The 15,878-nt window shown below is 32.7% G+C and carries 8 protein-coding genes; all 8 read right to left on the bottom strand.

The genetic code is table 11. From position 1 onward, the window contains the following. Positions 1-21: 21 nt before the first annotated feature. The 8 genes from GJJ64_RS01015 to GJJ64_RS00980 all read right to left on the bottom strand — a co-directional run bounded on the left by GJJ64_RS01015 (position 22) and on the right by GJJ64_RS00980 (position 15,641). The gene (locus tag GJJ64_RS01015) at positions 22-1,236 is read right to left on the bottom strand and encodes a lamin tail domain-containing protein (RefSeq protein WP_154285927.1); all 1,215 of its coding nucleotides are present in this window, start codon (positions 1,234-1,236) and stop codon (positions 22-24) included. A gap of 53 nt (positions 1,237-1,289) precedes the next feature. Further along, positions 1,290-1,943 carry a hypothetical protein gene (locus GJJ64_RS01010; RefSeq protein WP_154285926.1) on the bottom strand — a complete coding sequence of 218 codons (654 nt, stop codon included), beginning with the start codon at positions 1,941-1,943 and terminating at the stop codon, positions 1,290-1,292. 228 nt (positions 1,944-2,171) lie between these two features. Further along, positions 2,172-4,319 carry a polysaccharide lyase family 8 super-sandwich domain-containing protein gene (locus tag GJJ64_RS01005; RefSeq protein ID WP_154285925.1) on the bottom strand — a complete coding sequence of 716 codons (2,148 nt, stop codon included), beginning with the start codon at positions 4,317-4,319 and terminating at the stop codon, positions 2,172-2,174. A gap of 82 nt (positions 4,320-4,401) precedes the next feature. Then, complete coding sequence (locus tag GJJ64_RS01000) at positions 4,402-8,502, bottom strand: hybrid sensor histidine kinase/response regulator transcription factor (RefSeq protein ID WP_154285924.1); 4,101 nt, start codon at positions 8,500-8,502, stop codon at positions 4,402-4,404. A gap of 108 nt (positions 8,503-8,610) precedes the next feature. Further along, positions 8,611-9,693 (bottom strand): glycoside hydrolase family 88/105 protein, encoded by a 1,083-nt coding sequence (locus GJJ64_RS00995; protein WP_154285923.1) that lies wholly within the window; start codon positions 9,691-9,693, stop codon positions 8,611-8,613. A 16-nt stretch (positions 9,694-9,709) separates the two neighbouring features. Continuing rightward, positions 9,710-10,588 (bottom strand): DUF5017 domain-containing protein, encoded by an 879-nt coding sequence (locus GJJ64_RS00990; protein WP_154285922.1) that lies wholly within the window; start codon positions 10,586-10,588, stop codon positions 9,710-9,712. Between the two features lie 22 nt (positions 10,589-10,610). After that, positions 10,611-12,476, bottom strand: a complete 1,866-nt coding sequence (locus GJJ64_RS00985) for a RagB/SusD family nutrient uptake outer membrane protein (protein WP_154285921.1) — start codon at positions 12,474-12,476, stop codon at positions 10,611-10,613. A 9-nt stretch (positions 12,477-12,485) separates the two neighbouring features. Continuing rightward, positions 12,486-15,641, bottom strand: coding sequence for a SusC/RagA family TonB-linked outer membrane protein (locus GJJ64_RS00980; RefSeq protein WP_154285920.1), 3,156 nt, complete (start codon positions 15,639-15,641; stop codon positions 12,486-12,488). Positions 15,642-15,878: the final 237 nt, after the last annotated feature.

The raw sequence follows: 15,878 nt of genomic DNA, 5'->3' as shown, positions 1-15,878 counted from the left end.
TAAATGAGGAGAGCACTAACTTTAATTCATCAAAAATTTACCACCATAACGTGTGTGGCTACCTTCTAACGTTAATAGGTATATACCCTTATTTAATGATAATGGAAGAACAGTTTCATTATATCCATTATTTAGCAAAACCCTTTTTGTAAAAATATTTTGGCCTTGGATACTAAATATTTTAACGCTTACTTCTTCTTTTTGCAAAGCAGATATATGAAGCTTTACTTGTTCTTGGCTAGGAATAATTTTAATATCGGAAACAGCACCATTAAGGGCATTATTTACATAAATGGGACCATATATTTTAGATACTCCATCTAAATCAACCTGTTTTAAAATATAATATGTTACACCTGGAGAAGCATTTTTATCTGTAAAATCATAACGTTTTAAAGATGAAGAATTAATAGCTCCGTTTATTTTAGCAATTGGATTAAAACTTTTACCGTCTTTAGCGCTAGAGATTTCAAAATAGGAGTTGTTTTGCTCTGATAAAGTTACCCAACTTAAATAATTACCATCTGTACCAGCTTTTGCTTCAAATTTATCAAGCTCTACTGGTAAAGTTTCTCCTAGTACACCTAAAGAAGTATAAGGAGCAACGGGTGCAGCTCCATAGTTAAGCCCCCACTCCAATGAAATATCAAATGTGCCTATCGCCGGATTGACTTTTACACCTGTAGTTACACTTAACTTACGGTATAAAGAACGGCTAGCAGTTGATATAAAAACACCATTAACAGTTTTACTCCAAGAGGTACCTGGGTCTTCACCTATACAACCTATTAAATCTACTCTTTCCCAAGTGGTACCAGTAGTATTATATTCTAGCTCTACAGCATCATCTCCACCAAAACCAAGTGCACCGCCTGTAGATAAACCAGCTCTTTTAGAAGCTGTGGCATTTGGCAAATTTGTAGCTACCTCGCTTGTTAAAAAGCCATTAGTACCAGTAAAATAATAGACAAAAAGACCTCCTGCAGGGATTTGAGATGTAGTTCCGTCATCTGCAATAGAAGTAGTAGAAGCTGTTGCGGATGTGGTGGAGCCATTATAGTAACTTCTAATTCTAATTTTAGAAAGATCTACTGCTGCACCAGAGGCATTGATAATTTCAATTGCATTTTGCGAACTACTTCCATCAAAATACTCTGTTATATAAATATTTGGAACCTGCGCTAAAGTAATCTTAGCTATAGCCGATAGCATAAAAAATAGTATATATTTTCTCATGGAACTTGATTATGAAATGATAAAAATTGGTTTATATAATAGTAGTAGTTCTATTATTTCATCGGAGGACCAGCTTGACCTAAAGAATTTATAGGTGCAGCAGGAATTTCATTATTTACTAAAGCCCATTCTTTAGCTAAATCAAATACCTCAGGATTTTCTACTACTCCGGTTTTAACTGATGAAATTCTGTACAATGCCCTATTAGATGCTGTTAGTTTTGTTCCACTAACTTTCCAAGCTTGCATATCAGGATTATCACCTATTTTACCAAACAAATCAACTCTCTTCCATCCGCTACCATTATTGTACTGTAACTCTATGGCATCATTACCATTAAAACCTAAACTGCCTCCTTTAGAAATCCCTGCTCTTTGAGATTTCTTTGCATTAGGAAATGTAGCATCAGCATCTTGAAAGCCGTCTTGCCCTGTAAAATAGAAAACAAAAACACCTTGATGAGGAATTTTATTGGTAACGCCATCATCTGCTAGGGTAGCAAAACTAGGGCTAGAATGTGTTAAACCACCATTGTAATAAGTGCAAATTCTTAGACTTGAAATATCTATAGGAGCACCAGAATTATTTACAATTTCTATAGCATGCTGGTTTTTATCGCCTTCTACATACTCTGTCATAAAAATTGTTTGCGCCTTCAGTTGAAAGCAAGAGATTGCCATTAAAGTACTAAATAAAAGTCTTTTCATTTTTTTGAAGAATTAAGGTTTTATAATTAATTGATTAACCAATATTAAGTAGCTTCAAAAAAATGTATCGAGGAAAATCTTATCTAAATAGGCTGAAAATTTTAAAACGCTTTTTTTGACAAGCTTCTAAATAAAAAAGCTCCGGCAGATTAAACCGAAGCTTTGAAATACACCTATAAATATTGATTTTAATTTACCGAGTAGCTATCTGTTAAAGTGCTATAATTTTTAAATCTTGAGGCTAGTTGTTTTACCTGCATCAGCCCCTTGAGGCATATTTAAAGATATTTTTTTGCCCATAAAACTCATATCAATTTTTAATAATTTATGAGTAGGATCTGCTACGTAAAGCATCCAACCGTTCAAGCTTTTCTCAAACATATATAAACCGGCTTGTTTAAAATCAATAGCACCAATACCCGCAACATTAAGTTTTGTAGGTTGATATACAGCTAACATACATAAGGTTTTATCTTTATTAATGATTGATTGTACGGTTTTACTATTATCAAGCAGTAAAAAATCTGGTTGGTAATTCATAATTTCTGCTTTAGCGACACCTGGCAAAACAACATAAGCATAGCTGGCCCCTTTAACTTGCTTGCCATGCTCAATCTCTAAAGTAAAAATATCTTTCTTTAACTCTTTTTCTTTATCATAAACAAAAGCTATTTCACCCCAACTTCCGCTTTGTAATTGCTTAGTTATTTTTAACTTGGTTGATGACAGCGGATAATATCCAATTTTATTATGATAAATCCATTTAAAGTTTGATGAGCTTAATTCGCCTTTTGATAACGTTTTAAGACTTTTATCAAATACTAAAACATCGCCATTAGCATAAGTTTGATTTATTGTTGTAAAAACAGAATCTGGAAGATTTGTTCTAATATCTGAGCCTAAACAGATAAGTTTATCGTTTAAATAAAACCAAGCTTTATTAGCTGTTAAAGAATCTCTGTTTAATTGAAAAGCAGTTATTCCAAATTTACCATTGGTTACTCCGCCTGTAAAGTCTCCTTTATTACGATACCCTTCTATTGTTAAAATAGGTAATGGGCCAGATTTTTGGAAATTTGTAACACCAGGTAATTTTTTCCAATTCCAAACAGGTGAAATATCATCATATTCTGTTCCATCTACATATAAAAATGTTGTTCCATTCCCTACATGGTAACCTTTTAAATTCTCTCTGTTTAATGCTTCTGTGGCTTGTATTCTGTTTGAAGATAGTTTAACAGAGGAAGACCAATTTAAAGAACGATGAATTGTCATATCTGAACGCCAAAAATGCTTGGTTCCTGTAATATGAGGTGCTTTTGAAGGTGCATAATTGCTACTTATATAAGCTTTGTAACTGTCTTTAAACTTTTCATCTACATAAATCATATCAATAACAGCGTAAGCTAATGCTAAAGATTTTGACCTTTGAGCACCTTTAAAAAACTGCCTTCCCAAAGCATTAACATCCATTGTACCTTTCCAATTTACCCAGCTAAAACCTTCTAAAATTAAATTTCTGATAATATTTAAACTTTCTTCGGGAAGTTTTAGAGTGGTACCAGATAACACACGAGCCCAAAAACTCATGGATGTTACAAAACTGAGCCCATAATTACCAAATTGCTGTTGTGGACCATGTTGATGAAAGCTAAAATCTGGCTGTATACCTTCTTCTGTAGTAATTCTAAGCTCTGAAAAAATAGTATCTCTTGCTCTTTTAGCAAGCTTTTCATCTTCTAATAAAATAGCTTTAAATAAAACATTTCCTGCTTGCCATACTTTGTTTTGCCCGGTTTGCTTGAATCCGGATTTATTAAGTACAACAATAGCTTGCTGCATCTCTTCTACGGATAACTCATTCTTTAAAAATATAAATGCAGGACCTAAAGTTTTAGGTATTCCTATTTCATTATACCACCAATTACGGCATACTAGCTTAGCTTTAAACCAAAAGTCCATAGCTTTATGAAGCGCAATTTTTATATCAGGATTTTTATAAAATCCGGATTCTGAGTTGCTGTAAAGCAAAGTCAAAGCAAGAATTCTATCAGCATGTATTTTTGGCGACCATCCGGAGAGTTTGTCGTCTTTATAATTAATATCGCTCCAGCTACCATCATTATTTAACAATTTTAATGCAGTGTTTACCATAACAGAATCGCTCTTCTTTTTTTGATAAACTTCTACAGTAACTTGGTCTACAGCTTTGGGGTCTTGATCTAGACTTTTGATAATTTCATTTAGCTCTTTATAGTTATCATCATTCATCAAATAATAACTTTTAACATTTTTTTCTAAAATGCTAAAAAGAGATTGTTGTGCATTTACCACAGTAAAAACACAGCAGAATAATAAAGTAAGAAAATATTGCATGTAAGGTTTAATTATTGATGATCAAAAGTATCCTTATCAAAAAGTTTAAGAAGAAGAAAATCTTAAATTTTTATGGCGATAATTATAAGTCTTCCTCTTTTTCATCAGTTAATTTCTCTGCATACAAGGAGGGTGATTTACCATATTGCTTTTTAAACTCTTTGGCAAAATACCGGGTATCATTAAAACCTACTTCATAAGAAACTTGATATACCGTTAAAACATTTTGCTCTAGAAGTTGGGCTGCCCTTTTTAACCTGATACTTTTTATAAAATTGTTAACAGACATATCTGTTAGAGATTTAATTTTTTTATAAAAAACTGGTGTACTCATGCCAATTTTTGTAGCTAGCTCGTTTACCCCAAAATCTGGATTACTTAAATTATCTTCTATATGTGTTAAAACTTTATTTAAGAATTCTTGATCATTAGACTCTATCAAAACATTGGTTGGCTCTAATGTCATTTGCCTGATAAATTTTTTGCGCATTTGCTCTCTTGAAGACAAGAGGTTGTTGATATTTAATAGCAAAATCTGTACACTAAATGGTTTTGTTAAATAAACATCAGCCCCAGTTTTTAAGCCCGAAACTTGATGAATATTACCAGAACGAGCTGTCAACAAAATTACCGGAATATGGCTTGTTCTATCATCGGTTTTTAACCTTCTACAAAGTTCTAAACCATCTAATTCTGGCATCATTACATCACTCACAATAACATCAGGAATATGTTCTACAGCTAAATCCCAACCTAAAAGACCATGCTCTGCTTCTAAAACATGATAGCCATTTAAAGATTGTAAAATAAAATTTCTTACATCTTGATTATCTTCTACAATTAAGATGGTAGGTTTATCTTTAATATCAGTTTTAGTAAAAATTTCCTCTTCAGGAAGAACTGTTGTATCTACTAAGGTATAATGCGAAAGGTCATCACTATTTCTATAGCGTAAATTGATTTCGTCTTTTCGGAAATGCTTAATCCCTTTTTTTAGTTTTAATGTAAAAACAGAGCCTTTATTTAAACCTTCTGTACTTACAAAAATATCACCATGATGCAGTAACGCTATTTTTTTTGACAAAGCTAAACCTATACCAGTACCAATATTACGCTTACTTAAATCTTCTACCTGAAAAAAATTAGTGAAGAGCTTTTCTTTGTCTTGTACAGAAATACCTTTCCCGTTATCTTCAAAATTGATATAGGTATATTCATCATCAGTAGATACAGTAACTGTAATTTTACCTTTATCTGGTGTAAATTTAAAAGCATTTGAAAGTAGGTTAAAAAAAACCTTTTCTAACTGCTCTTTATCAAAGTAAAGCTCAATATCTTCATCACTAGTTTCAAAATTGTAGGTAATTTGATGCTCAGCAGCTAAATGCTGAAAAGATAGAAATATCTCTTTAGTAAAGTCTACAATGTTAGAAGCAGTAATGTTTAATTTAAGTTTTCCAGATTCTGCCTTTCTAAAATCTAATAATTCATTTATTAATCTTGATAACCTGTTAGCGTTATTTCTTACCAATAGCAATTGTTTATTCACAAATTGATTACCCTGAGTATAATCTAACAAGTTTTCTAATGGGCCCATGATTAAGGTTAGGGGCGTACGAATTTCATGAGAAACGTTGGTAAAAAAGTCTAATTTCATTTGATGAACTTCACTTTCCTTTTTTAAACGCTCTCTTATAATTAAGTATCTTATAAACAGAAATAATACACCAGCAAATATTAAAACATACAAGATAAATGCCCACCACGTTTTCCAGAAAGGTGGGTTTATTTTAATTTCTAATATAGCCGGAGTTTTACTCCAATACCCATCATTATTTTTACCTTTTACCATGAGTTGATAAGTACCGGAAGGTAAATTTGTAAAAGTAGCAGTAGGATTATTTACATAATTCCAATCACCCTCAAAGCCCTCTAACTTGTAGGCATATTGATTTTTTTCTGATTTTATAAAATTTAAAAGTGCAAACTCTACAGTAAAAATATTTTGATCATGAGAGAAGGTGATTTCTTTTGTAAGATTGATGTTTTTAGTTAAAAGTGCGCTTTCATCATTGATGGAAACAGGCTTATTAAACAGTTTTAAACCTGTAAAAACTATAGACGAAGTATTAAAATTCTCCTTAATTTCTGCTGGCATAAAACTTACCAAGCCCATGTAACCACCAAAATATAATCTTCCGTTTTTATCTTTTAAATAAGAATTATTGTTGAATACATTGCCCGGCAAACCATCTCTTGCCGTATAACTTTTAAAATTATTACCCTTAAATTTACTTAAACCGTTATCGGTACTTAGCCATAAAAAACCAGAATTATCTTCTAAAATACCTAATACATTATTGCTTGGTAAACCATTCTCTTGTGTATATTGGGTAATTTTTTTTGTTTTTGGATGATAAGCAAACAACCCATCATTGTATGTGCCAATCCAAATAGTGTTTTTAGAATCTTGCTGTACCAGATTAACATCCGTAAGCTTAATCTTTAATAAATCACTAATGTTTTTAAACTTTGATGATTGATTTTCTAATAGAAAAGCTCCTTTATCTGTAGAAACCCAAATATTGTTTTGATTATCCTCAAATAAATTCTTAATAAACTTTACTTTAAATTTTAAGGCATCATTTGATAGTAATAATGATTTAAACTTTCCTGTTTGTTTGTTAAACAAAAAAAGCCCTTGATTAAAGGTACCTACCCAAAATCTTCCTTTACTATCATAAAAAATTGTTTGAATATCTCTGGATTTTAAATCTAGTGGATCATTAGGGTTTGCTTTATAAGGAGTAAAAATTTCTTTATCAGGGTCGAAAATATCTAATCCTCCATCATGAGAGCCTATCCAAATCTTATTATCCTTATCAATACAAATAGCTTTTATAAGGTTAGAACTTAAAGAATTTGACTTACCCGGAATACTCTTATAGGTAGTAAATTTACCTGTTTTTACATTGTATTTATTTAAACCTTCACCTTCTGTACCTATCCAGAGGTTTCTATCTCTGTCTTCAACAATAGACCTAACAATATTACTACTTACACTATTACTAGATGTTTTATAATTAAAAACTTTGAAAGGAGTAGAATTTGCATCATAAACATTTACGCCTCCAAAATAAGTTCCTATCCAGATGCTACCAGTTTTGTCTTGATAAATATCATAAACAGAATTTTGATTTAAACTTTTACTATCGTTAGAATCGTTCTGGTAGAGCTGGAACTTTTTAGTATCCGGATTATAAATATTTAAGCCTTGTATAGTGGCAATCCAAAGTTTATTATTTCTATCAAAAAATACTTTCCTAACAATATTACTTACTAAACTATTAGGACCATCTTGATGGGTTAGGTTATTGAATTTTTGAGTTTTGTAGTTAAAAGATGATATACCCCCAGAATGCGTACCTAACCATAGGTTTCCATTTTTATCGGCAGCAATAGAGGTGATATGGTCATCAATTAAGCTTCCTTTTATTTGAGGATTGGCATAAAAATTTTGATATAAAAGGCTGTTTCCTTTTTTAGAAATTTTGCTTAAACCGTTTCCGGTACCTACCCAAATATTAGAGAATGTATCCTGAAAAATTACCTTGATACTATTATCGGGAAGGCTATTATGCTGATGCTGTTTCTTAAATATCCGGCTAAATTCTCCTTTACTGTTTAATATATTTAAACCACTATCGGTACCTATCCATAATTGACCTTGGCGATCTTCAAATAAACATCTTATAACATCATTACTAATACTTCGAGGATTTTTAGGATGATGGATAAATCTTTTAAAATTATTGGTTTCTGGCTGATATAAGTTAAGCCCCCTCATAGTGCCTACCCATAATCTACCTTTACGATCACTCAATAAAGCATAAATATTTAGACTTGAACTTAAAGAGCTTGTATCATTAGCTTTATGCTTAAAGATTTCAATTTTTTGAGTATCATATTTATTGAGCCCATCTCTTGTGCCAAACCACATAAACCCCATGCGGTCTTGCACTATAGATATTACACCACTTTGCGATAGACCTTTTTCTACTGTTAGATGACTAAATTGTAATTTGTTAGGTTGTGCCTGTATCTTTATTACCAATAAAAAGCTTAAAAATACAACCTTAATAGCCTTCCATATCGGGCTTATTAATTGCCTATTTAATTTCATAATTGGCTATACAAGTTTGGTTTAAATTGAGAATAGTAACATATCTAAAATAACAAAAAAACAATTATAAGCAAACTCATATAGCCTTAAAGGAAAATAGCTTTTAAGCTAGTTAATCTTTAATTTAATAATTTCAGTAGAGGCCATTAAAAATGCTCCGGTACCATATTCCTGATTATCACTTTGCTGTACCTTTTCTGGTTTGGCTCCTATTTGTTGTACCCAAGTTAGTTTTCCGCTAGGCTCAACAGCATCTGTTAGTGCTTTCCAAGCTTTTTTAACAACAGGTAAATAAGTTTCTCTAGGTAAATACCCATTATTTATACCCCAGGCCAATGCAAAAGTATAAAAGGCAGAGCCACTAGTTTCTTTTACAGGAATTTCTTGAGGATCTAGTAAACTAGCTCGCCACAAACCATCTGGTTGTTGTAACGTAGCTATTTTTTTAGCCATACTTGTAAATTGCTTTTCGTACTGCGAGTAATAAGTATCTGTTTTAGGTAAATGCTCTAAAACTTGCACCAAACCACCCATTACCCAACCATTGCCTCTAGACCAAAAAACCTTTTTTCCATTTACACTACGTTTATTAAAGAAGTTTTTATCTCGGTAATACAAGTTTTCCTCTTTATCAAAAAGAAAATCTGTAGCATCCCACCACATCTTATTAAGGTAGTTATTATATTTTGGGTCTTTAGTTTCTTTACTTAATAAAACAAGCACAGGTGGCTCCATAAATAAAGCATCGCACCACCACCAATCTTCACGTCCAGGTTTTGGGTCTTGTATTAAAGAATCTATTCTTCCTTTAATGCCGTTTAACATCTTAGGCTTTTTCTTAACCTGATATATTTTAATAAAAGCTTGCCCACGTGTCATATCATCAGCATGTCTAAATCTTTTGCCCGCTACATAATTTACGCTATCTGCATATTTCATTGCAGCTTTTAAATATTTTTTGTTTTGTGTATGTTCAAAAGCTCTCATGGCGCCAGAGTATAAAACTGCTCTTGCCCAATCTTCTCCTAAATTAACTTCTAATGGATTTTTTACTTGCCATGTAAAAACTTTTTGCATCATACTTTCTATATAATTTTTAGAATAAATAGAAGGTGTTTCGTTGGGTTTAGACCATGAACTTAGATTGCAAAGAATAAACAATACGCAGATTTTGATAAATTTTGTTTTCATTTAAAGTATCAGATAACTAAGGTGTAACAGTAATTTCAAATTCTTTAACAACTGTTTTCCTTTCATCAGTTGTTTGGTTAATAGCTAAAAAAGTGGCTTTATAAGTGCCTGGTGTATTATAAACGTGGTTATATTCTTTTAAAGCATTGCCACTTAAATCTTTGATAGATAAAGCCTTATCTGGAGCAACTTCATTTAATTTTACAGCTCTAGAAACCACATAGTCTAAATTTCCTGCCGATGTGGAGCCACCTCCATTTATAAATAAAGTAGTACCAACTGTCCAATTAACTGTTGGATTATTCACATTTATTCTTACCCAACTTCCAGAACTTAATCTCATAACTGGATATGCCTGACCATTAGCCAATATATTATCAATATCAAAAGACCTGATTGTCCACTGTGGCTGTACAGAGCCTGTACTGGTAGTAAACCTGAAAGCAAAGCTTACCGGTTTACCTGTTGCAAGTAAATCTGCCAAACTTACAATACCTGATGATGTATTATCTGCACCTGTAGATAAAGTTGCCCTGTCTGTAATATCAATCCAATTAGCATTAACTACAGCTGTAGAATCTATTCTTTGAAGATCTGTTGTAGCCAATAACCTTAAAGTATTGGTTTGCCCCAAAAATCGTCCGAAAGAAAGAAATTGTAACTGAGGCACACCTTCTGCTATGGTTCTTTCTCGGTGGATATATTCTGATCCTGTCTCACCAGAATAAAAAGAGATATTATTAGCATTTCCTGTGAAGTTGAATTTTACCTGCTCTCCTACCCGATAAGTTAACTTGGGTAAGGTAGCATCAAAACTAGGTGCTTCTACTTCTAAAGTTTTTTCACAAGCCGTAAAATAAAAAGCAATTACAGCTAATATTATTATTTTTTTCATTTTTTAATTATTGCTTAGAGAATTACCATTCTGGATTTTGAGTTAATAGCTTATTTAAAGAAATCTCTTTAATAGGGATTGGGAAAAGATAATGTCTGGTATCAACATTTCTTGCGGCTGTAGATAAGCTACTCTTTAATGCTGTTGTTGTTGATGAAGAAGTAATATCGATGATTAAATCTTTCATTACCGGTATAAGCAGTTTCCATCTGATTAAGTCAGACCTTCGTAAAGATTCAAAGCACAGTTCTCTCGCTCTTTCATCTTGAATAGCTTGGAAAAACTGTTGATATCCTAAGCCAGGGGTTAAATCTGCATCAGTACTTTGTGTAATAGTTGCTGTAGCAGTTGCACCAGAACCTGCACCACCTATGAAAGTAACAGTTGGTGCCGAGGTAAAATAAGTACCAGGTCTTAAGCTTCCTCTGCTTGTAATGTCTACCCCTATAATTCTACCATTTGAAATAATTGCAGTACCTTCCGCACCACTGCCTCCACCTCCGGTAATTAATACTCTTGGAGGGTTGGCTGCACTGTAGCCAGAACCACCTGCTGTTACGGTGATAGATTTTAGAACATTACCTTCTAATATACCATAACCTCTTCTTCTTACTTGGTTTATGGCATCATATGCTGCTGCTGTAGGTCCATTATTCACCTCATTTTCTGCTTCTGCAAGCATTAACAAAATATCAGCATATCTAAGAATAGGGAAATTAATAGGTGTGGAGTTTCTATTTTTCGGAAAAACCAACTCATATTCTCTTCTGTATTTACCCATACTCATGGCATAAGGATCGGTAATTCTGGTAAATACCCCTGGCGTTGCCGTTGTGTAATTATAATTGGCGCAATTCCAATCTCTTCTAATATCAAAAGAAGCTTTAAAAGGTGTTACTACGCTGTTAGGATCTTGCTGATATAGTTTAAATAATTTACCTGAAGCATTAGCTAGCGAGTAAGATGTGCCTATTTGAGGATCATTACATAATATACCTCCATTATTACCTACTCTACCGCCATCACCACCAATATTTGATGAGGTTCTCATGAACTCTACTTCCCAGATAGATTCTTTAACGTCATATTTATCTTGAGCATAATTGATGAAAATTTGTTTATAATCAGGATTTAGGGCATGCTCCTGAGAATTTATTACTTTATTTAAATAAGTAATAGCTTCTGTATATTTTGATAAATCTCTTAAAGGATAGCTAGCCATATATAAACAAACTCTGCCTATAATACCTTGTACAGCAGTTTTAGAAACCCTGCCTCCAGCACCTAATGAAGTAGCTGTTTGACGGTCTAATAATACTTCTGCCTCCTTCATATCCTTCAGAATTTGTTCGTATACCACTCTGGTTTCTGCCCTTGCAACATCTGTAGAAACATCCGGACTTATCTCTTTTATAGGTTCAAGAATTAGAGGTACATCGCCCCAATTACTTACCAGAATAAAATAGTAGTAAGCTCGTAAAAAAAGTGCTTCGCCTTTAATAGCCTTTTTTCTAGCTTCATTCATTTCTACTTTATCTATATTGGCTAATAAATTATTTGCCCTATTAATAGCGCTATACAATCCCCTCCATAAATTAAAAATATTAGGTTCAGAAGCTGCATAATTGTATGTTCTTATAGATGGCAAGGCATTTTTATCACAACTTTCATCGGTGCTCCAGTTCAGATAATCTATATATAAGCTGCCATAAAAATCATTTGCACCTAACTGGTCATAAACACCGTTTAAAGCAATTTCTAATTGTTGAGGTGTATTGTAATAAGCCTCTGGACTTATAAAATCAGTAGGTTTTGTATCTAAAAATTTCTCACAAGAGCTGGTTACCAAAACCAGAATTGTAAATATTAATGTTTTTAACTGTTTCATATCGATAAATTATAAAGAGACATTTAAGCCAAATATTAATGTTCTTGCTTGCGGATAACTTGAAAAATCAAATCCAGGAGTTAGGTTAGAGTTTCTAGCTGAAACATCCGGATCTGAACCTGTATAATTTGTCCAGGTGTAAAGATTTTGTGCAGAAGCATAAACTCTTAATCCTTTAAGTTTAAACTGTTTTAACAAGCTATTTGATAAGTTATAACCGAAAGAGACCGTTTTTAACCTTAAAAAAGAGCCATCTTCTATTACTCTGGATGAGTAGAATGCAGGCCCTTGTCCGCCAGCCCTAAATAAAGTGTTACTAGGATTTGTAGGTGTCCATCTATTATTAAAAGATGCAAACTGATTTAAATTAATCCTATTGTTTCCGTTTCCTTCAAAAATTAAACGATTAGCATTTAAAATATCGTTGCCATAAGACCACTGGAAGAAAACATTAAGATCAAAACCTTTATAAGTGAAATTATTTGAAAACCCACCTACATGTATAGGAGTTGCCCTACCAATGATGGCAAAATCTTTAGAATTTATAGTTCCATCTAAATTAATGTCTTTATATTTAATAGAACCTGGTGCTACACCTCCTCTTGTTCCTCCATTATCTGGCAAATTAGACTTTAAAGTATATCCACCAGAAGGTGTAATATCAAAATCTTCGTATTGATAAACACCATCCCAAATTAAACCGAACATTTGCGCTATTGGCTGCCCTATTTGCGCTATATAAGTAGGGTTATTATTATAAAGAATATCAAAACTTACAGATGATAGCAAAGCATCTTGGCCCTCAGTTAACTGAAGAATTTTATTTCTATTAAAACTGATATTAAAATTACTTACCCAAGAGAAATTTTTGCTTTTTATATTGGTAGAGGTTAATGATAATTCTAAACCACTATTTTCTACTTTTCCGATATTTTTAAAGGCATTTGTTAAACCCGTTGTAGCAGGAATATCTGCTCTTAAGAGCAAATCTTTGGTGGTTTTTCTATAAACATCCGCAGTAAATAGTAAGCGTTGTTTAAACATGGCTAAGTCTAAACCTATATTTGCTTGAGCTGTTGTTTCCCATTTTAAAGAACGGTTACCATAAGCAGTAAATGTTGCCCCTAAAACAGAACTATTGTTAAACGTATATCCAGAATTTATCAAATAAGCTAACTGAGAGTATCCGGCAAAATCTGTTACACGGTTATTACCAGTTAACCCGTAACTCATCCTTAATTTGGCATCATCAATAACTTTGATATTCTTCATGAATTTCTCTTTATTGAACCTCCATGCAAATGAGCCCGACGGAAAATAGCTCCATTGATTGTTTCCTAAAAATTTAGAAGAACCATCAGATCTTAAAGATGCTGTGAAAAGATATTTGTAATTGATATTATAATTTATACGGCCTAAGAAAGAAGCCAATGTCCATCTACTACTTCTACTTGTTGGTGTGGTACTTCCAAACGGAGCTTCATCTAAGCCATCTAAGCCTGCATCTTCATTAGGAACTGTTATAGATTGAAAACCGTAAAATTTACTATTATTTTGCTGCGATGAAAAACCAATAACAGCGTTTAAATTATGTTTCTTATTAAAACTTTTGTTATAAGTAAGTGTGTTTTCGTTTAGCCAAGTATTAGATAAATTATTGTTAATAGAGCCAAATACGCCATTAATATTTCTTGGATTTCCTAAACTGGTTCTAGAATTATTAAACTGATTATTCTCCTGACCTATTTTTGTAATACCTCCTGTAATACGTAGGGTTAAATGTGGTGTAATTTCGTATTGTGCATAAGCATTAACGTTTAGGTTATTATTAATAAGCTCTCTTAACTCGTTCTTAGCACTCAATATAGGGTTAAAGCGATAATCACCTGCTAAAAGTGGATCTATCTCTGGGTCGTACGGTTCATCTAAGAGGTCAACGTTAGAATTTGTTATAGGCCTGTAGCCCCAAACAGAAGACATTAAACTTAATGTAGCAGAAAAGTTTGATTGCGCTACAATGGTACCATTATTTACAGAATTACTGATGTTAATATTTGTACCAACCTTTAGTTTTTTATTAATCGTTTGGTCTAAAGACAACCTACCTTGATAACGCTTAAACCCAGAATTGATAATAATCCCTTCTTGGTCTATGATATTTCCAGAAATAGAATACTTAGTTTTTTCTGTTCCACCTCTTACAGATAAATCATAATTCTGCATAGGCGAGTTTCTATAAAGACTTTGCTGCAAGTTTAAGGTAGGCGCATTACGGTAAGATTCTAAGTTTTTCCCACCTGTAAAATAAGTAGCAGCAGTTGCACTTGGATTTAAATCATTTTGATAACTCACAAATTCATAGGCATTCATCAACTTCATGGTGCGTATTACTTCCTGAAAACCATAGTAGCTGTTAATTCCTATTACCGGATCGCCTACTTTGCCCTTTTTGGTAGTTATCATGATAACACCGTTAGAACCTCTGGCACCATAAATAGCCGTTGCAGATGCGTCTTTTAGTACTTCTATAGATTCTATATCTGCCGGATTTATTGCATTATTATTGGCATCTTCTAAAGGGAAACCATCTACTACATAAAGTGGAGAATTATCTTGCGTTATAGATCCTGCCCCTCTTATAATAATGTTATTAACAGAGCCTGGTTGCCCATCATTACCAGAAACTTGTACACCTGCAATACGTCCTGCTAGTGCTTGATCAAAAGAAGTTATAGGAGCTTTTTCAAAATCAGCAATATTAACAGATGCAACAGAACCTGTTACATCTTTACGTTTTAAGGTTCCGTAACCAACTACAACTACTTCTTCTAGAGATGATGTTGAAGGTTTTAAATTAATATTGATTTTAGTTCTATTATTGACTGCAACTTCTTGCGAGGTAAAACCTAAATAAGTAAATACTAATATTGAAGAAGGCGCTGGTACTACAATAGAATATTTACCATCACTATCTGTGATAGTACCTTGTGTAGCATTTTTAACTTTCACACTTACGCCAGGAAGTGTTTCTCCCTGATTATCTAAAACAACCCCACTAACGGTTATTTTTTGTGCATAAGCATTAATAATGAAAAGATGAAAGAAAAACACAACCCTAACGCAGGTTATAATTTTCTCACGATAACTAAGTTTAAGTTTATTCATACCAATAATTTAAGTTTAGAAATAGGAGTCTTTGTTTTCATTTGAATGATTTTATTGATGGATAAAACCAGGTAATAGTTTTCATGAATGATTTATTTAAGTTTTATGAAAGGATGCGAAGAGTTAAGAAGCAATGTTCCACATCTAGGCGTCCACAATAATTGGTTGAAACAAATTAATGCTTAAAGCAATAATCAGATTGGTGATTATTTTAAATTTTTAGGATGATTTTTATAA

The organism is Pedobacter puniceum, from assembly GCF_009674685.1.
In the GTDB taxonomy this organism is placed as follows: Bacteria; Bacteroidota; Bacteroidia; order Sphingobacteriales; family Sphingobacteriaceae; genus Pseudopedobacter; species Pseudopedobacter puniceum.
This window is presented reverse-complemented; position numbering and strand designations above follow the sequence as displayed.